Raw genomic sequence first — 17,910 nt, forward strand, 5'->3', positions numbered from 1 at the left:
AATTGTTCATTTCGCGCTGTGGAGTCGGTATGACGCAACAAATCACCCTCATTAAAGACAAAATTCTCTCCGATAACTATTTCACCCTGCACAACATTACTTACGATCTCACGCGCAAAGATGGCGAAGTTATCCGCCATAAACGTGAAGTTTACGATCGCGGTAATGGTGCGACGATCCTCCTGTACAACGCGAAGAAAAAGACCGTGGTTCTGATTCGTCAGTTCCGTGTCGCTACCTGGGTTAATGGCAATGAAAGCGGGCAGCTGATTGAAACCTGCGCCGGGCTGCTGGATAACGACGAACCGGAAGTGTGCATTCGCAAAGAAGCGATTGAAGAGACGGGCTATGAAGTGGGTGAAGTGCGAAAATTATTTGAACTGTATATGTCGCCAGGCGGTGTGACTGAGCTAATCCACTTTTTTATCGCCGAATACAGTGACAATCAGCGCGCTAACGCCGGTGGCGGTGTCGAAGATGAAGATATTGAAGTGCTCGAGCTGCCGTTCAGCCAGGCGCTGGAGATGATCAAAACCGGCGAGATACGTGACGGTAAGACGGTGTTATTGCTTAACTATTTGCAAACGTCACATTTAATGGACTGAAAAATAACAATAATATTTCGTTGTTTATTGTTGGCTCAATCCGACAAATCCGATTGAGCCGCGCTACCTGCGCAACGAAGATACGACTTGTGCTGTTTGTTTGAACTTCTGGGGTCGTACCGTCCATGCGCTATCGCATTTTCCTTCTCTTTTTTTTCGCTTTGTTGCCGACGTCTTTGGTGTGGGCGGCACCAGCGCAACGGGCGTTTTCCGACTGGCAGGTCACCTGTAATAACCAAAACTTCTGCGTGGCGCGTAATACGGGCGATCATAATGGACTGGTGATGACCCTGAGCCGCAGCGCCGGGGCGCATACCGATGCCGTTTTACGTATTGAGCGCGGCGGGTTGAAGTCGCCGGATGCGTCTGAAGGGGAGATAGCGCCACGGCTGCTGTTAGATGGTGAGCCGTTGGCGTTAAGTGGTGACAAGTGGCGGATTTCACCATGGTTATTAGTAACCGATGATACGGCAACCATCACCGAGTTTTTGCAGATGATTCAGGAAGGGAAGGCGATCACCTTACGCGACGGCAATCAGACCATTTCTCTGAGTGGCTTAAAAGCGGCGTTGTTGTTTATTGATGCTCAGCAAAAGCGCGTTGGCAGTGAAACCGCGTGGATCAAGAAAGGGGACGAACCGCCGCTCAGCGTACCGCCCGCGCCTGCGCTGAAAGAGGTCGTGGTGGTTAACCCAACGCCGACGCCACTCTCACTCGAAGAACGCAACGATTTGCTGGATTATGGAAACTGGCGGATGAATGGTCTGCGCTGCTCGCTTGATCCATTGCGTCGTGAGGTGAATGTCACTGCGCTGACTGATGATAAAGCGCTGATGATGATTAGCTGTGAGGCAGGGGCCTATAACACCATTGATTTGGCATGGATTGTGTCGCGTAAAAAGCCACTAGCCTCGCGTCCGGTTCGGTTGCGTTTGCCGTTCAACAACGGTCAGGAGACGAATGAACTGGAACTGATGAACGCAACATTTGATGAGAAATCGCGTGAGCTGGTGACCTTAGCGAAAGGGCGCGGATTAAGCGATTGTGGCATTCAGGCGCGCTGGCGCTTTGACGGTCAGCGTTTTCGCCTGGTGCGTTACGCCGCAGAACCGACCTGCGATAACTGGCATGGGCCAGATGCCTGGCCCACGTTGTGGATCACCCGTTAAACAAAATGGCGGGACATGTAGGCCGGATAAGACGCGTCAGCGTCGCATCCGGCAATCAGCATCCGGCAATCAGCATCCGGCAATCACCATCAGGCACCTTTCACTCCCAGCACCTTATGCGCTTTTGCCACAATATTCTCGGCGGTAAAGCCAAAGAACGGGAACAGCTTATCCGCCGGAGCAGATTCCCCGTAACCCGTCATCCCGACAATTGCCCCTTTCAGACCAACATACTTGTACCAGTAATCGGCAATACCTGCTTCCACCGCCACGCGAGCCGCAACGTTAGAAGGCAACACCGACTCCCGATATTCCTCATCCTGGGCGTCGAAAATATCGGTCGAGGGCAGGGAAACTACGCGAACATTGCGACCTTCTCCCGCTAATTTCTCTGCCGCTTGCAGGGTGATTTCCATCTCTGAACCGGTGGCAATCAAAATAATATCTGGCTTACCGCCGCTGTCTTTCAGCACATAACCGCCACGAGCAATCTCTTTAACCTGATCCGGCGTACGTTCCACCTGGGCCAGATTCTGCCTGGAGAGAATCAGTGCCGTCGGTCCGTTGTGGCGCTCAACCGCCAGCTTCCAGCCCACCGCCGCTTCCACCTGATCGCACGGTCGCCAGGTGCTGAAATTTGGCGTTAAGCGCAGACTGGCCAGTTGCTCAACAGCCTGGTGCGTCGGACCATCTTCGCCCAGACCAATTGAGTCGTGGGTATAAACCATAATCTGCCGCGCTTTCATCAGTGCCGCCATCCGCGCGGCGTTACGGGCGTATTCAACAAACATCAGGAACGTTGCGGTATAAGGCACAAAGCCGCCGTGGTGCGCGATGCCGTTGGCGATAGCGGTCATGCCAAATTCACGCACCCCGTAGTGAATGTAGTTGCCCGCCGGATCTTCCTTCAGCGAAACAGAACCTTTCCAGATGGTCAGGTTGCTGGGAGCCAGATCCGCCGAACCGCCGAGCAACTCAGGCAGCATTGGCCCGTAAGCGTTAAGCGTATTTTGCGAAGCCTTACGGGTAGCGATTTTCGCCGGATTCGCCTGCAACTCATTGATATATTTCTGAGTCGTTTTCTCCCAGTCCTTCGGTAAACCACCGCTCATCCGACGGGTAAACTCTTCTGCCAGTTGCGGATGAGCCTTTTTATAGGCGGCAAACTTCTCATTCCAGCTCTGCTGCGCTTTTTCGCCTTTTTCGCGGGCATCCCAGGCGTGATAAATCTCTTTAGGGATTTCAAATGGCGGATGGTGCCAGCCCAGTTTTTGCCGTGCCAGCGCCACTTCTTCTTCCCCCAGTGGTGCGCCGTGCGCCTCTTCCTTACCTGCTTTATTCGGCGATCCAAAGCCAATCACCGTACGACAGATAATCAGCGACGGCTTATCTTTCACGCTTTGCGCTTCAAGGATCGCTTCCTTCACCGCCTGCGGATCGTGACCGTCGATTTCATGGATCACATGCCAGTGATAGGCTTCAAAACGTTTTGCCGTATCGTCGGTAAACCAGCCTTCGGTTTCTCCATCAATCGAAATACCGTTGTGATCGTAAAAACCAATCAGCTTGCCCAGTCCCAGCGTGCCCGCCAGCGAACAGACTTCGTGGGAAATACCTTCCATCAGGCAGCCGTCGCCCATAAACACATAGGTGAAGTGATCGACAATTTCATGATCCGGCTGGTTAAACTGCGCCGCCAGTGTACGCTCTGCTATCGCCAGTCCGACGGCGTTCGCCAAACCTTGTCCAAGTGGACCGGTGGTGGTTTCAACACCGGGCGTATAGCCGATTTCCGGGTGGCCAGGGGTTTTCGAATGCAACTGACGAAAGTTCTTCAGCTCTTCCAGCGGCAGGTCGTAACCGGTCAGATGTAGCAAACTGTAGAGCAGCATCGACGCGTGACCGTTGGAAAGAATAAAGCGGTCGCGATCATACCAGGTTGGGTCGGTAGGGTTATGTTTAAGAAAATCGTTCCACAGCACTTCGGCAATATCAGCCATGCCCATCGGCGCGCCGGGATGACCAGAATTGGCTTTTTGTACCGCATCCATACTGAGTGCGCGAATCGCATTGGCAAGGTCTTTTCGGGACATATAACACTCCGTGGCTGGTTTATAGTTTGGCGGCAAGAAGATCTTCCAGTTTGCGTTGATCAACGGCGAACAGACGAATGCCTTCAGACAGTTTTTCTACCGCCATCGCATCCTGATTGTGCTCCCAACGGAACTCCGCTTCGCTCATGGGAGCTGGGCGTGGGAACGTCTGAGAAGGTGGGATTAATTTACGTACCACTGGCGAAACTTTTTCCTGCAGCTCCTTCAGCAAATTCGGTGCGATAGTCAGTCGATCGCAGCCGGTTAAGGCGAGGATTTGTTCGGTGCGACGGAAGCTCGCGCCCATCACAATGGTTTCATAGTGGTGTTGCTTATAGTAGTCGTAGATATTGCGCACCGATTTAACGCCCGGATCTTCTTCCACCACATACGGGTCCATCGGCTTGCGTGCCTGATACCAGTCATAAATACGCCCGACAAACGGCGAAATCAGAAAAACGCCTGCTTCTGCACAGGCCCGTGCCTGGGCAAAAGAAAACAGCAGCGTCAGGTTGCAGTTAATACCTTCTTTTTCCAGCTCTTCTGCCGCGCGAATTCCTTCCCAGGTCGAAGCCAGCTTGATCAGAATGCGTGATTTCTCAACGCCTTGTCGCTGATACAAGTCCACCAGATGGCGCGCCTTCTCAATACTCTTTTCTTTATCAAAAGAGAGGCGTGCATCAACTTCTGTTGACACGCGACCGGGTACGATTTTGAGGATTTCAGCACCGAAATTGACCGCCAGTTTGTCACACGCTGCGACCACCTGTTGTTCCTGGGTCTTGCCATTTTTTTTACCCCAGGCGATAGCATCGTCTATTAAATGCTCATATTGTGATAATCCGGCAGCCTTGAGTAACAGCGAAGGATTGGTGGTGGCATCCTGGGGATGATAATGGCGAATGGACTCAATATCGCCGCTGTCTGCCACGACAGTGGTGAACTGTTTGATGCCGTCTAACTCGTTCATAGGAAATACTCCTTGAAAAGTAAAGTGTTAGATGAGTGCGTTAATTCACACTTCTGAGAAATTTCGCTAAACGCATCAAAAAAGCATAGCAGACAGGCATGGTATTGCTGGATTAAGCAGGTAACATCAGTGTTATAGGATTATTACCAAAACATTATATTAATGGTGAGAGTTTGGACTTGCTCAAAGTCTGTAGACTCCGGCAGGGTAATAATGTGCGCCACGTTGTGGGCAGGGGCTGTTGCCCACACACTTTATTTGTGAACGTTACGTGAAAGGAACAACCAAATGGATGACCAGTTAAAACAAAGTGCACTTGATTTCCATGAATTTCCAGTTCCAGGGAAAATCCAGGTTTCTCCAACCAAGCCTCTGGCAACGCAGCGCGATCTGGCGCTGGCCTACTCACCAGGCGTTGCCGCACCTTGTCTTGAAATCGAAAAAGACCCGTTAAAAGCCTACAAATATACCGCGCGCGGTAACCTGGTGGCGGTGATCTCTAACGGTACGGCGGTGCTGGGGTTAGGCAACATTGGCGCGCTGGCGGGCAAACCGGTGATGGAAGGCAAGGGCGTTCTGTTTAAGAAATTCGCCGGGATTGATGTATTTGACATTGAAGTTGATGAACTCGACCCGGACAAATTTATTGAAGTCGTCGCTGCGCTCGAACCGACCTTCGGCGGCATCAACCTCGAAGACATTAAAGCGCCAGAATGTTTCTATATTGAACAGAAACTGCGCGAGCGGATGAATATTCCGGTATTCCACGACGATCAGCACGGCACGGCAATTATCAGCACTGCCGCCATCCTCAACGGCTTGCGCGTGGTGGAGAAAAACATCTCTGACGTGCGTATGGTGGTTTCCGGCGCGGGTGCTGCAGCAATCGCCTGTATGAACCTGCTGGTGGCTCTGGGGCTGCAAAAACATAACATCGTGGTTTGCGATTCAAAAGGCGTTATCTATCAGGGCCGTGAGCCAAACATGGCGGAAACCAAAGCCGCATATGCGGTGGTGGATGACGGCAAACGAACCCTCGATGATGTGATTGAAGGCGCGGATATTTTCCTCGGCTGTTCCGGCCCGAAAGTGCTGACCCAGGAAATGGTGAAGAAAATGGCTCGAGCGCCAATGATCCTGGCGCTGGCGAACCCGGAACCGGAAATTCTGCCGCCGCTGGCGAAAGAAGTGCGTCCGGATGCCATCATCTGTACCGGCCGTTCCGACTACCCGAACCAGGTGAACAACGTCCTGTGCTTCCCGTTTATCTTCCGTGGCGCGCTGGACGTTGGCGCAACCGCCATCAACGAAGAGATGAAACTGGCGGCGGTACGTGCGATTGCAGAACTGGCCCATGCGGAACAGAGTGAAGTGGTGGCTTCTGCGTATGGCGATCAGGATCTTAGCTTTGGCCCTGAATACATCATTCCAAAACCGTTTGATCCGCGTCTGATAGTCAAGATTGCTCCTGCGGTCGCGAAAGCGGCGATGGAGTCGGGCGTGGCGACGCGTCCGATTGCTGATTTCGACGTCTACATCGACAAGCTGACTGAGTTCGTTTACAAAACCAACCTGTTTATGAAGCCGATTTTCTCCCAGGCTCGCAAAGCGCCGAAGCGCGTAGTTCTGCCGGAAGGGGAAGAGGCGCGCGTTCTGCATGCCACTCAGGAACTGGTAACGCTGGGACTGGCGAAACCGATCCTTATCGGTCGTCCGAACGTGATCGAAATGCGCATTCAGAAACTGGGCTTGCAGATCAAAGCGGGCGTTGATTTTGAGATCGTCAATAACGAATCCGATCCGCGCTTTAAAGAGTACTGGACCGAATACTTCCAGATCATGAAGCGTCGCGGCGTCACTCAGGAACAGGCGCAGCGTGCGCTGATCGGTAACCCGACAGTGATCGGCGCGATCATGGTTCAGCGTGGGGAAGCCGATGCAATGATCTGCGGTACGGTGGGCGATTATCATGAACATTTTAGCGTGGTGAAAAATGTCTTTGGTTATCGCGATGGCGTTCACACCGCAGGTGCAATGAACGCGCTGCTGCTGCCGAGTGGTAACACCTTTATTGCCGATACATATGTTAATGATGAACCGGATGCAGAAGAGCTGGCGGAGATCACCTTGATGGCGGCAGAAACTGTCCGTCGTTTTGGTATTGAGCCGCGCGTTGCTCTGTTGTCGCACTCCAACTTTGGTTCTTCTGACTGCCCGTCGTCGAGCAAAATGCGTCAGGCGCTGGAACTGGTCAGGGAACGTGCGCCAGAACTGATGATTGATGGTGAAATGCACGGCGATGCAGCGCTGGTGGAAGCGATTCGCAACGACCGTATGCCGGACAGCCCTTTGAAAGGTTCCGCCAATATTCTGGTAATGCCAAACATGGAAGCTGCCCGCATTAGTTACAACTTACTGCGCGTTTCCAGCTCGGAAGGTGTGACTGTCGGTCCGGTGCTGATGGGCGTGGCGAAACCGGTTCACGTGTTAACGCCGATCGCATCGGTACGTCGTATCGTCAACATGGTGGCGCTGGCCGTGGTTGAAGCGCAAACCCAACCGCTGTAATTCTTTTTTAACTCTCACGCTTACCCTGAATATTCAGGGTAAGCGGTCCAGCTGCAATATATTAGTAAAGCTTATTACTGAGTTTACGAATAATAAAAAAAGCAATATAAAATATCTCGATATTATTTTATTTATATTCATGCGTCGCATATGAAAGTTTATTCATAACAGTAAATATCTCTCCATTCTTAGTGATCTACCTCACCTTTTAAACGCGCTTGCCGAATTTTGTTATTTACTCTGACGAAAAATTGTCACGATACACGCAAGTTTTTCACAGGCGGCGACTCATGGATAAAGAACGCATCATTCAGGAATTTGTGCCCGGCAAACAGGTCACACTGGCGCATCTCATCGCGCATCCCGGCGAGGAACTGGCGAAGAAAATCGGCGTTCCGGATGCTGGCGCAATCGGCATTATGACGTTAACTCCTGGCGAAACGGCGATGATCGCCGGTGATTTAGCACTGAAAGCCGCCGATGTGCATATCGGTTTTCTCGACCGTTTTAGCGGCGCGCTGGTGATTTATGGCTCGGTGGGTGCAGTAGAAGAAGCATTATCACAAACCGTCAGTGGTTTAGGTCGCTTATTAAATTATACGCTTTGTGAAATGACCAAAAGTTAATACGAGGCATTCATGAAACGAATTGCGTTTGTGGGTACCGTCGGGGCAGGAAAAACAACGTTATTTAATGCGTTGCAGGGGAATTATACCTTCGCCAGAAAAACACAGGCCGTGGAATTTAATGATAAGGGCGATATTGATACGCCGGGTGAATATTTTAGCCATCCCCGCTGGTATCACGCCTTAATTACCACGCTACAGGATGTGGACATGCTGATCTATGTCCACGGCGCAAATGACCCGGAAAGTCGGTTGCCTGCCGGGTTGCTGGATATTGGCGTCAGCAAACGGCAAATCGCCGTCATCAGTAAAACGGACATGCCAGATGCTGACGTCGCCGCAACGCGAAAGTTATTGCTTGAGACGGGCTTCGAAGAGCCGATTTTCGAGCTAAACAGCCACGACCCGCAAAGCGTGCAGCAACTGGTGGATTATCTGGCATCTCTCACCAAACAGGAGGAAGCAGGTGAAAAAACTCATCACAGCGAATGATATTCGTGAAGCACACGCGCGCGGCGAACAGGCAATGTCCGTGGTTCTGCGCGCCAGCATTATTACCCCGGAAGCCCGAGAAGTGGCGGATTTACTGGGTTTTACCATCACCGAATGTGATGAATCGATCCCGGTAACGGCGTCCGTGCCCGCCAGCGTGCCAGCCGATAAAACCGAAAGCCAGCGCATCCGCGAAACCATCATTGCCCAGCTGCCGGAAGGCCAGTTTACCGAAAGCCTGGTCGCGCAGCTGATGGAAAAAGTGATGAAGGAAAAACAGTCGCTGGAGCAGGGTGCAATGCAGCCGAGCTTTAAATCGGTGACCGGCAAAGGCGGCATCAAAGTTATTGATGGTAGCAGCGTCAAGTTTGGTCGCTTTGATGGCGCACAACCGCATTGCGTGGGCTTGACTGATCTTGTGACCGGAGACGACGGCAGCAGCATGGCCGCCGGTTTTATGCAGTGGGAGAACGCATTCTTCCCGTGGACCCTGAACTACGACGAAATCGACATGGTGCTGGAAGGGGAGCTGCATGTTCGCCACGCAGGCGAAACCATGATCGCTAAAGCAGGCGACGTGATGTTTATCCCGAAAGGCTCCAGCATCGAATTTGGTACGACATCCAGCGTGAAATTCCTGTATGTCGCCTGGCCGGCTAACTGGCAATCCCTATGAAAGATTTCATCACCGAAGCATGGCTAAGAGCGAACCATACGCTCAGCGAAGGCGCAGAGATCCATCTCCCTGCGGACAGTCGCCTGACGCCCTCTGCCCGGGAGTTGCTGGAAAGCCGCCATCTGCGCATCAAGTTTATTGACGAGCAGGGCCGCCTGTTTGTTGACGATGAACAGCAGCAGCCGCAGCCCGTTCATGGGCTGACCAGCAGCGATGAACATCCGCAGGCGTGCTGCGAACTGTGCCGCCAGCCGGTGGCAAAAAAGCCGGATACGCTGACTCACCTGTCGGCGGAAAAAATGGTCGCCAAAAGCGATCCGCGCCTGGGTTTTCGCGCGGTTCTCGACAGCACCATTGCGCTGGCAGTGTGGCTGCAAATTGAACTGGCGGAACCGTGGCAGCCGTGGCTTGCGGATATGCGTTCGCGTCTTGGCAACATTATGCGTGCCGATGCGCTGGGGGAACCGCTGGGCGATCAAGCGATTGTCGGGCTTTCTGACGAAGATCTGCATCGGCTTTCTCATCAGCCGCTGCGTTATCTTGGTCACGATCATCTGGTGCCGGAAGCCAGCCACGGGCGCGATGCGGCGTTGCTGAATCTGCTACGCACCAAAGTGCGGGAAACCGAAACCGTAGCGGCGCAGGTGTTTATCACTCGCAGCTTTGAAGTATTACGCCCGGATATCTTGCAGGCGCTGAACCGCCTTTCCAGCACGGTCTACGTGATGATGATCCTGAGCGTAACGAAGCCGCCGCTAACGGTGAAGCAGATCCAACAACGACTGGGGGAAACGCAATGATTATTGAACGTTGTCGTGAACTGGCGTTGCGAGCGCCCGCCAGAGTGGTTTTTCCGGATGCGTTAGATCAACGTGTGCTGAAAGCGGCGCAATATTTACATCAACAAGGTCTGGCAACGCCCATTCTGGTCGCCAATCCGTTTGAACTTCGTCAGTTTGCGCTCAGTCATGGCGTAGCGATGGACGGGCTACAGGTGATTGATCCGCATGGCAACCTCGCAATGCGGGAAGAATTTGCTCAGCATTGGTTGGCCCGTGCGGGCGAAAAAACGCCGCCGGATGCGCTGGAAAAACTCACCGAACCGCTGATGTTCGCCGCCGCAATGGTCAGCGCCGGTAAAGCGGATGTCTGTATCGCGGGCAACCTCTCTTCCACGGCGAATGTGCTGCGTGCCGGATTACGCATTATTGGCTTGCAGCCTGGCTGTAAAACGCTCTCATCCATTTTCCTGATGCTGCCACAGTACAGCGGTCCGGCGTTGGGTTTTGCCGATTGCAGCGTGGTGCCACAGCCGACGGCGGCGCAGCTGGCGGATATCGCACTTGCCAGCGCTGAAACCTGGCGCGCCATCACCGGAGAAGAGCCGCGCGTGGCGATGTTGTCGTTTTCCAGCAACGGTAGCGCCCGTCACCCCTGCGTAGCCAACGTCCAGCAGGCGACAGAAATCGTCCGTGAGCGCGCGCCGCAGCTGGTAGTCGATGGCGAGTTGCAGTTTGACGCCGCCTTCGTGCCGGAAGTGGCGGCGCAAAAAGCGCCTGCCAGCCCGCTACAGGGCAAGGCCAATGTGATGGTTTTTCCGTCGCTGGAAGCCGGAAATATTGGCTACAAAATCGCACAACGACTCGGCGGATATCGTGCCGTCGGGCCATTGATACAAGGACTTGCCGCGCCGATGCACGATCTCTCTCGTGGTTGTAGCGTGCAGGAAATTATCGAGCTGGCGCTGGTGGCAGCTGTGCCGCGTCAGACAGAAATGAACCGCGAAAGCAGTTTACAAACACTGGTTGAATGAACGGTCCCGTTCTGGACCCTGATAAAGAGGAAAGCACAATGGAAGCATTAGGAATGATCGAAACCCGGGGCCTGGTTGCACTGATTGAGGCTTCTGACGCGATGGTGAAAGCTGCGCGCGTCAAGCTGGTTGGTGTTAAGCAGATTGGCGGCGGCCTGTGTACTGCCATGGTTCGTGGTGATGTTGCAGCCTGTAAAGCGGCGACCGATGCAGGTGCCGCAGCGGCACAGCGTATCGGCGAGCTGGTATCTGTACACGTTATCCCGCGTCCGCACGGCGACCTGGAAGAAGTGTTCCCGATCGGCCTGAAAGGCGATAGCAGCAACCTGTAATCACCCTGTGTGACGTCGATTCGGGCGTCACGCTCTCTCATTTTTCATTTTACCTTCCGCGGAGGGTAGGGGGAGCTTTTACCTGAAATACGCCACGGAGGCGGGTATGAAACTGGCAGTCGTCACTGGACAAATTGTTTGTACCGTACGCCATCACGGACTGGCGCATGACAAATTGCTGATGGTGGAAATGATTGATCCACAAGGTAATCCTGACGGGCAATGTGCCGTCGCCATCGACAATATTGGCGCGGGAACCGGGGAGTGGGTGTTGCTGGTGAGTGGCAGTTCCGCCCGCCAGGCGCATAAAAGCGAAACGTCACCGGTCGATCTGTGCGTGATTGGCATCGTCGATGAGGTGGTGTCTGGCGGTCAGGTAATTTTCCACAAATAAGGCAGAACATCATGAATCAACAGGATATTGAACAGGTGGTGAAAGCGGTACTGCTGAAAATGCAAAGCAGTGACACGCCGCCCGCCGCCGTTCATGAGATGGGCGTTTTCGCGTCCCTGGATGACGCTGTTGCGGCAGCCAAAATTGCCCAGCAAGGGTTAAAGAGCGTGGCAATGCGCCAGTTAGCCATTGCTGCCATTCGTGAAGCAGGCGAAAAACACGCCAGAGATTTAGCGGAACTTGCCGTCAGTGAAACCGGCATGGGGCGCGTTGAAGATAAATTTGCAAAAAACGTCGCTCAGGCGCGCGGTACACCAGGCGTTGAGTGCCTCTCTCCGCAAGTGCTGACTGGCGACAACGGCCTGACCCTAATTGAAAACGCACCCTGGGGCGTGGTGGCTTCGGTGACGCCTTCCACTAACCCGGCGGCAACCGTAATTAATAACGCCATCAGCCTGATTGCCGCGGGCAACAGCGTCATTTTTGCCCCGCATCCGGCGGCGAAAAAAGTCTCCCAGCGGGCGATCACGCTGCTCAACCAGGCGATTGTTGCCGCAGGCGGGCCGGAAAACTTACTGGTTACTGTGGCAAATCCGGATATCGAAACCGCGCAACGCTTGTTCAAGTTTCCGGGTATCGGCCTGCTGGTGGTGACTGGCGGCGAAGCGGTAGTAGAAGCGGCGCGTAAACACACCAATAAACGTCTGATTGCCGCAGGCGCTGGCAACCCGCCGGTAGTGGTGGATGAAACCGCTGACCTCGCCCGTGCTGCTCAGTCCATCGTCAAAGGCGCGTCTTTCGATAACAACATCATTTGTGCCGACGAAAAGGTACTGATTGTTGTTGATAGCGTAGCCGATGAACTGATGCGTCTGATGGAAGGCCAGCACGCGGTGAAACTGACCGCAGAACAGGCGCAGCAGCTGCAACCGGTGTTGCTGAAAAATATCGACGAGCGCGGAAAAGGTACTGTCAGCCGTGACTGGGTAGGTCGCGATGCAGGCAAAATCGCGGCGGCAATCGGCCTTAAAGTTCCGCAAGAAACGCGCCTGCTGTTTGTGGAAACCACCGCAGAACATCCGTTTGCCGTGACTGAACTGATGATGCCGGTGTTGCCCGTCGTGCGCGTCGCCAACGTGGCGGATGCCATTGCGCTGGCGGTGAAACTGGAAGGCGGTTGCCACCACACGGCGGCAATGCACTCGCGCAATATCGAGAACATGAACCAGATGGCGAATGCCATTGATACCAGCATTTTCGTTAAGAACGGACCGTGCATTGCCGGGCTGGGGCTGGGCGGGGAAGGCTGGACCACCATGACCATCACCACGCCAACCGGTGAAGGGGTAACCAGCGCGCGGACGTTTGTCCGTCTGCGTCGCTGTGTATTAGTCGATGCGTTTCGCATTGTTTAAGGAGTAACAGATGGCGCACGACGAACAATGGCTCACCCCACGTCTGCAAACGGCGGCAACGCTGTGTAACCAGACGCCCGCCGCGACGGAATCTCCGCTGTGGCTGGGGGTGGATCTGGGCACCTGCGATGTGGTGTCGATGGTTGTCGACCGCGACGGTCAGCCGGTGGCGGTATGCCTCGACTGGGCCGATGTGGTTCGCGACGGCATCGTCTGGGATTTCTTCGGCGCGGTCACCATTGTTCGTCGCCATCTTGACACGCTCGAGCAGCAATTCGGTCGTCGTTTTAGCCATGCGGCGACTTCATTTCCTCCAGGTACGGACCCGCGTATTTCCATCAACGTGCTGGAATCTGCCGGGCTGGAAGTGAGCCATGTGCTGGATGAGCCAACCGCAGTCGCGGATCTGCTGCAACTGGATAACGCAGGCGTAGTGGATATCGGCGGTGGCACTACCGGCATTGCCATCGTGAAAAAGGGCAAAGTGACGTACTCGGCGGATGAAGCCACCGGCGGACATCACATCTCTCTGACTCTCGCCGGAAATCGCCGTATTCCGCTGGAAGAGGCAGAGCAGTACAAGCGCGGTCACGGTGAAGAGATTTGGCCTGCGGTGAAACCGGTGTACGAAAAAATGGCGGACATTGTCGCCCGGCATATTGAAGGGCAGGGCATTACTGATTTATGGCTGGCGGGCGGCTCCTGTATGCAACCGGGCGTGGCAGAACTGTTTCGCAAACAATTCCCGGCGTTACAGGTGCATTTACCGCAGCACAGTTTGTTTATGACCCCGCTGGCGATCGCCAGTAGTGGGCGAGAGAAAGCGGAGGGGCTATATGCAAAATGAATTGCAGACCGCGCTCTTTCAGGCGTTCGATACCCTGAATCTGCAACGGGTAAAAACATTTAGCGTTCCACCGGTGACGCTTTGCGGTCCGGGCTCGGTGAGCAGTTGCGGACAGCAAGCGCAAACGCGTGGGCTGAAACATCTGTTCGTGATGGCAGACAGCTTTTTGCATCAGGCAGGGATGACCGCCGGGCTGACGCGTAGCCTGGCCGTTAAAGGTATCGCCATGACGCTCTGGCCATGTCCGGTGGGCGAACCGTGCATTACCGACGTGTGTGCAGCCGTGGCGCAGTTGCGTGAGTCAGGTTGTGACGGGGTGATCGCATTTGGCGGCGGCTCGGTGCTGGATGCGGCGAAAGCCGTGGCGTTGCTGGTGACGAACCCGGATAGCACGCTGGCAGAGATGTCAGAAACCAGCGTTCTGCAACCGCGCTTGCCGCTGATTGCCATTCCAACTACCGCCGGAACCGGCTCTGAAACCACCAATGTAACGGTGATTATCGACGCGGTGAGCGGGCGCAAGCAGGTGTTAGCCCATGCCTCGCTGATGCCGGATGTGGCGATCCTCGACGCCGCATTGACCGAAGGTGTGCCGTCGCATGTCACGGCGATGACCGGCATTGATGCGTTAACCCATGCCATTGAAGCATACAGCGCCCTGAACGCTACACCGTTTACCGACAGTCTGGCGATTGGTGCCATTGCGATGATTGGCAAATCGCTGCCGAAAGCGGTGGGCTACGGTCACGACCTTGCCGCGCGCGAGAGCATGTTGCTGGCTTCATGTATGGCGGGAATGGCGTTTTCCAGTGCGGGTCTTGGGTTGTGCCACGCGATGGCGCATCAGCCGGGCGCGGCGCTGCATATTCCGCACGGTCTGGCGAACGCTATGTTGCTGCCAACGGTGATGGAGTTTAACCGGATGGTATGTCGCGAACGCTTTAGTCAGATTGGTCGGGCACTGCGAACTAAAAAATCCGACGATCGTGACGCTATTAACGCGGTAAGTGAGCTGATTGCGGAAGTTGGGATTGGTAAACGACTGGGCGATGTTGGCGCGACATCTGCGCATTACGGTGCATGGGCGCAGGCCGCGCAGGAAGATATTTGTCTGCGCAGCAACCCGCGTACCGCCAGCCTGGAACAGATTGTCGGCCTGTACGCGGCGGCGCAATAAATGCCGCGTCTTATCCGGTCTGTGGGATTGCACATGTAGTGCGGATAAGGCTTCACGCAGCATCCGCTAATAAATAACAACTAACAGGGAGTAAAGGCGATGGGAATTAACGAAATCATCATGTACATCATGATGTTCTTTATGCTGATAGCTGCCGTAGACAGGATCCTGTCACAGTTCGGCGGTTCTGCTCGTTTCCTCGGTAAGTTCGGTAAAAGTATCGAAGGATCAGGCGGTCAGTTCGAAGAAGGCTTTATGGCAATGGGCGCTCTGGGTCTGGCGATGGTCGGTATGACCGCGCTGGCACCGGTACTGGCTCACGTACTCGGGCCGGTAATTATCCCGGTTTACGAAATGCTCGGCGCAAACCCGTCAATGTTCGCCGGAACGCTGCTGGCGTGCGATATGGGCGGCTTCTTCCTCGCCAAAGAGCTGGCGGGCGGCGACGTAGCAGCGTGGCTATACTCTGGGTTAATTCTCGGGTCGATGATGGGGCCAACGATTGTGTTTTCCATTCCGGTGGCGCTCGGCATTATCGAACCTTCTGACCGTCGTTATCTGGCGCTCGGCGTGCTGGCGGGCATTGTGACCATTCCGATTGGTTGTATCGCTGGTGGTCTGGTAGCTATGTACTCCGGTGTTCAGATCAACGGCCAGCCGGTGGAATTCACTTTCGCCCTGATCCTGATGAACATGATCCCGGTGATCATTGTTGCGATTCTGGTGGCGCTGGGGCTGAAATTCATCCCGGAAAAAATGATCAACGGCTTCCAGATCTTCGCCAAATTCCTCGTTGCATTGATCACCCTCGGTCTTGCCGCTGCGGTAGTGAAATTCCTGCTTGGCTGGGAACTGATCCCCGGTCTGGATCCTATCTTTATGGCCCCTGGCGATAAACCCGGTGAGGTGATGCGCGCCATTGAAGTTATCGGTTCTATCTCCTGCGTTCTGTTAGGGGCGTATCCGATGGTGCTGCTGCTGACCCGCTGGTTTGAAAAACCGCTGATGAGCGTCGGTAAGGTACTGAATATGAACAACATCGCGGCAGCCGGCATGGTGGCAACGCTTGCCAACAACATTCCGATGTTCGGCATGATGAAGCAGATGGATACCCGCGGCAAAGTGATCAACTGCGCCTTCGCCGTTTCCGCGGCTTTCGCCCTGGGCGACCACTTAGGCTTCGCCGCTGCCAACATGAACGCCATGATCTTCCCGATGATTGTCGGCAAATTGATCGGCGGCGTAACGGCGATTGGCGTGGCGATGATGCTGGTGCCAAAAGAAGACGCGACCACGGCTAAAACCGAAGCGGAGGCGCAATCGTGAACACTCGCCAGCTATTGAGCGTCGGTATCGATATCGGCACCACCACCACCCAGGTGATTTTCTCCCACCTGGAGCTGGTTAACCGTGCGGCGGTGTCGCAGGTGCCGCGCTACGAATTCATTAAACGCGAAATTAGCTGGCAAAGTCCGGTGTTCTTTACCCCTGTCGATAAACAGGGCGGTTTAAAAGAAGCGGAACTGAAAACCTTAATACTCGAGCAATATCAGGCTGCGGGTATTGAGCCGGAAAGCGTTGATTCTGGTGCCATCATCATCACCGGTGAAAGCGCGAAAACCCGCAATGCTCGCCCGGCGGTGATGGCGCTCTCTCAGTCGCTGGGCGATTTTGTCGTTGCCAGCGCCGGGCCGCACCTCGAATCCGTGATCGCCGGTCACGGAGCCGGGGCACAAACCCTTTCTGAACAACGGCTGTGTCGGGTACTGAATATCGACATCGGCGGTGGCACCGCGAACTACGCCCTGTTCGATGCCGGAAAAATCAGCGGCACCGCCTGCCTCAACGTCGGTGGTCGCCTGCTGGAAACCGACAGCCAGGGGCGCGTGGTTTACGCTCATAAACCGGGGCAGATGATTGTGGATGAGTGCTTCGGTGCAGGCACTGACGTCCGTTCGCTGACCGGCGCGCAGCTGGTGCAGGTTACCCGGCGGATGGCAGAACTGATTGTCGAAGTGATTGACGGAACGCTCTCACCGCTCGCGCAGGCATTGATGCAAACCGGTTTGCTGCCCGCAGGTGTTACGCCCGAAATCATTACGCTTTCTGGCGGCGTGGGCGAATGTTATCGCCACCAGCCCGCCGACCCGTTCTGTTTTGCCGATATTGGCCCGCTGCTGGCAACGGCGCTGCATGACCATCCGCGCCTGCGTGAGATGAACGTACAGTTTCCGGCGCAAACCGTGCGCGCCACGGTGATTGGCGCGGGCGCGCATACCCTTTCGCTCTCTGGCAGCACAATCTGGCTTGAGGGCGTACAACTGCCGCTGCGCAATTTGCCGGTGGCGATCCCGATTGATGAAACGGATCTGGTGGGTGCCTGGCAACAGGCGCTGATTCAGCTGGATCTTGATCCCAAAACTGACGCGTACGTGCTGGCGCTTCCCGCCTCGCTGCCTGTGCGTTACGCCGCGGTACTGACGGTCATCAACGCGTTGGTCGATTTCGTCGCGCGTTTTCCGAATCCGCATCCCCTGCTGGTGGTGGCCGGGCAGGACTTTGGTAAAGCTCTGGGCATGTTGTTGCGCCCACAGCTACAACAACTCCCGTTGGCAGTCATTGACGAAGTGATTGTCCGCGCGGGGGACTATATCGACATTGGTACGCCTCTTTTTGGCGGATCGGTTGTGCCGGTGACGGTGAAATCACTCGCATTTCCTTCCTGAGGGAACG

17 protein-coding genes are annotated in these 17,910 nt (G+C 54.8%); 15 read left to right on the forward strand and 2 right to left on the reverse strand.

What is annotated here, in order from left to right:
* Positions 1-29 precede the first annotated feature (29 nt).
* Together nudK and ACJHW7_RS04610 are read left to right on the forward strand one after the other, a co-directional pair.
* Positions 30-605: a GDP-mannose pyrophosphatase NudK gene (nudK, locus tag ACJHW7_RS04605; protein ID WP_000193711.1), complete on the forward strand. Its 576-nt coding sequence runs from the start codon at positions 30-32 to the stop codon at positions 603-605.
* 125 nt (positions 606-730) lie between these two features.
* Positions 731-1,774: a DUF1176 domain-containing protein gene (locus ACJHW7_RS04610; RefSeq protein WP_001270536.1), complete on the forward strand. Its 1,044-nt coding sequence runs from the start codon at positions 731-733 to the stop codon at positions 1,772-1,774.
* An 89-nt stretch (positions 1,775-1,863) separates the two neighbouring features.
* On the opposite strand, the gene tkt is transcribed toward ACJHW7_RS04610, so the two are convergent.
* The gene (gene tkt, locus ACJHW7_RS04615; protein ID WP_000087280.1) at positions 1,864-3,867 is read right to left on the reverse strand and encodes a transketolase; all 2,004 of its coding nucleotides are present in this window, start codon (positions 3,865-3,867) and stop codon (positions 1,864-1,866) included.
* 19 nt (positions 3,868-3,886) lie between these two features.
* A complete protein-coding gene (gene tal / locus ACJHW7_RS04620) occupies positions 3,887-4,837 on the reverse strand; it encodes a transaldolase (protein WP_040234871.1) in 951 nt (316 codons plus the stop codon).
* A 288-nt stretch (positions 4,838-5,125) separates the two neighbouring features.
* Between tal and maeB the strand changes: the two genes are divergently transcribed.
* The 13 genes from maeB to eutA all read left to right on the forward strand — a co-directional run bounded on the left by maeB (position 5,126) and on the right by eutA (position 17,903).
* Positions 5,126-7,405 carry an NADP-dependent oxaloacetate-decarboxylating malate dehydrogenase gene (maeB, locus tag ACJHW7_RS04625; RefSeq protein WP_000342637.1) on the forward strand — a complete coding sequence of 760 codons (2,280 nt, stop codon included), beginning with the start codon at positions 5,126-5,128 and terminating at the stop codon, positions 7,403-7,405.
* A 290-nt stretch (positions 7,406-7,695) separates the two neighbouring features.
* A complete protein-coding gene (eutS, locus tag ACJHW7_RS04630) occupies positions 7,696-8,031 on the forward strand; it encodes an ethanolamine utilization microcompartment protein EutS (RefSeq protein WP_000356956.1) in 336 nt (111 codons plus the stop codon).
* A 12-nt stretch (positions 8,032-8,043) separates the two neighbouring features.
* On the forward strand, positions 8,044-8,523 hold the full coding sequence (gene eutP / locus ACJHW7_RS04635; protein ID WP_040234870.1) for an ethanolamine utilization acetate kinase EutP: 480 nt from the start codon (positions 8,044-8,046) through the stop codon (positions 8,521-8,523).
* Positions 8,498-9,199 (forward strand): ethanolamine utilization acetate kinase EutQ, encoded by a 702-nt coding sequence (eutQ, locus tag ACJHW7_RS04640; protein ID WP_040234868.1) that lies wholly within the window; start codon positions 8,498-8,500, stop codon positions 9,197-9,199. Before eutP ends, eutQ begins: the two co-directional genes overlap by 26 nt.
* Entirely contained in the window at positions 9,196-9,999 is an 804-nt protein-coding gene (gene eutT, locus ACJHW7_RS04645; protein ID WP_040234867.1) for an ethanolamine utilization cob(I)yrinic acid a,c-diamide adenosyltransferase EutT, read from the forward strand. Before eutQ ends, eutT begins: the two co-directional genes overlap by 4 nt.
* Positions 9,996-11,012 carry a phosphate acetyltransferase gene (gene pta, locus ACJHW7_RS04650; protein ID WP_040234866.1) on the forward strand — a complete coding sequence of 339 codons (1,017 nt, stop codon included), beginning with the start codon at positions 9,996-9,998 and terminating at the stop codon, positions 11,010-11,012. The genes eutT and pta overlap by 4 nt, the downstream gene beginning before the upstream one ends.
* A 38-nt stretch (positions 11,013-11,050) precedes the next feature.
* Positions 11,051-11,344, forward strand: coding sequence for an ethanolamine utilization microcompartment protein EutM (gene eutM / locus ACJHW7_RS04655; protein ID WP_000387713.1), 294 nt, complete (start codon positions 11,051-11,053; stop codon positions 11,342-11,344).
* A gap of 106 nt (positions 11,345-11,450) precedes the next feature.
* Complete coding sequence (gene eutN / locus ACJHW7_RS04660) at positions 11,451-11,738, forward strand: ethanolamine utilization microcompartment protein EutN (protein WP_000762196.1); 288 nt, start codon at positions 11,451-11,453, stop codon at positions 11,736-11,738.
* Between the two features lie 11 nt (positions 11,739-11,749).
* The gene (locus ACJHW7_RS04665; protein WP_001075665.1) at positions 11,750-13,153 is read left to right on the forward strand and encodes an aldehyde dehydrogenase family protein; all 1,404 of its coding nucleotides are present in this window, start codon (positions 11,750-11,752) and stop codon (positions 13,151-13,153) included.
* 10 nt (positions 13,154-13,163) lie between these two features.
* A complete protein-coding gene (eutJ, locus tag ACJHW7_RS04670; RefSeq protein WP_040234865.1) occupies positions 13,164-14,000 on the forward strand; it encodes an ethanolamine utilization protein EutJ in 837 nt (278 codons plus the stop codon).
* Positions 13,990-15,177, forward strand: a complete 1,188-nt coding sequence (gene eutG / locus ACJHW7_RS04675) for an ethanolamine utilization ethanol dehydrogenase EutG (protein ID WP_001330930.1) — start codon at positions 13,990-13,992, stop codon at positions 15,175-15,177. Before eutJ ends, eutG begins: the two co-directional genes overlap by 11 nt.
* 99 nt (positions 15,178-15,276) lie before the next feature.
* Positions 15,277-16,503 carry an ethanolamine utilization protein EutH gene (gene eutH / locus ACJHW7_RS04680; protein ID WP_000512373.1) on the forward strand — a complete coding sequence of 409 codons (1,227 nt, stop codon included), beginning with the start codon at positions 15,277-15,279 and terminating at the stop codon, positions 16,501-16,503.
* The gene (eutA, locus tag ACJHW7_RS04685) at positions 16,500-17,903 is read left to right on the forward strand and encodes an ethanolamine ammonia-lyase reactivating factor EutA (RefSeq protein WP_040234863.1); all 1,404 of its coding nucleotides are present in this window, start codon (positions 16,500-16,502) and stop codon (positions 17,901-17,903) included. Before eutH ends, eutA begins: the two co-directional genes overlap by 4 nt.
* Positions 17,904-17,910 lie beyond the last annotated feature (7 nt).

Source organism: Escherichia sp. WS1152 (assembly GCF_046487665.1).
Lineage (GTDB): Bacteria > Pseudomonadota > Gammaproteobacteria > Enterobacterales > Enterobacteriaceae > Escherichia > Escherichia coli.

Coding starts and splice junctions, on each gene's coding strand:
- nudK (WP_000193711.1), top strand. CDS start 30: ATGACGCAACAAATCACCCTCATTAAAGACAAAATTCTCTCCGATAAC.
- eutJ (WP_040234865.1), top strand. CDS start 13,164: ATGGCGCACGACGAACAATGGCTCACCCCACGTCTGCAAACGGCGGCA.
- eutG (WP_001330930.1), top strand. CDS start 13,990: ATGCAAAATGAATTGCAGACCGCGCTCTTTCAGGCGTTCGATACCCTG.
- eutN (WP_000762196.1), top strand. CDS start 11,451: ATGAAACTGGCAGTCGTCACTGGACAAATTGTTTGTACCGTACGCCAT.
- tal (WP_040234871.1), bottom strand. CDS start 4,837: ATGAACGAGTTAGACGGCATCAAACAGTTCACCACTGTCGTGGCAGAC.
- pta (WP_040234866.1), top strand. CDS start 9,996: ATGATTATTGAACGTTGTCGTGAACTGGCGTTGCGAGCGCCCGCCAGA.
- eutH (WP_000512373.1), top strand. CDS start 15,277: ATGGGAATTAACGAAATCATCATGTACATCATGATGTTCTTTATGCTG.
- maeB (WP_000342637.1), top strand. CDS start 5,126: ATGGATGACCAGTTAAAACAAAGTGCACTTGATTTCCATGAATTTCCA.
- ACJHW7_RS04665 (WP_001075665.1), top strand. CDS start 11,750: ATGAATCAACAGGATATTGAACAGGTGGTGAAAGCGGTACTGCTGAAA.
- eutT (WP_040234867.1), top strand. CDS start 9,196: ATGAAAGATTTCATCACCGAAGCATGGCTAAGAGCGAACCATACGCTC.
- tkt (WP_000087280.1), bottom strand. CDS start 3,867: ATGTCCCGAAAAGACCTTGCCAATGCGATTCGCGCACTCAGTATGGAT.
- eutP (WP_040234870.1), top strand. CDS start 8,044: ATGAAACGAATTGCGTTTGTGGGTACCGTCGGGGCAGGAAAAACAACG.
- ACJHW7_RS04610 (WP_001270536.1), top strand. CDS start 731: ATGCGCTATCGCATTTTCCTTCTCTTTTTTTTCGCTTTGTTGCCGACG.
- eutS (WP_000356956.1), top strand. CDS start 7,696: ATGGATAAAGAACGCATCATTCAGGAATTTGTGCCCGGCAAACAGGTC.
- eutM (WP_000387713.1), top strand. CDS start 11,051: ATGGAAGCATTAGGAATGATCGAAACCCGGGGCCTGGTTGCACTGATT.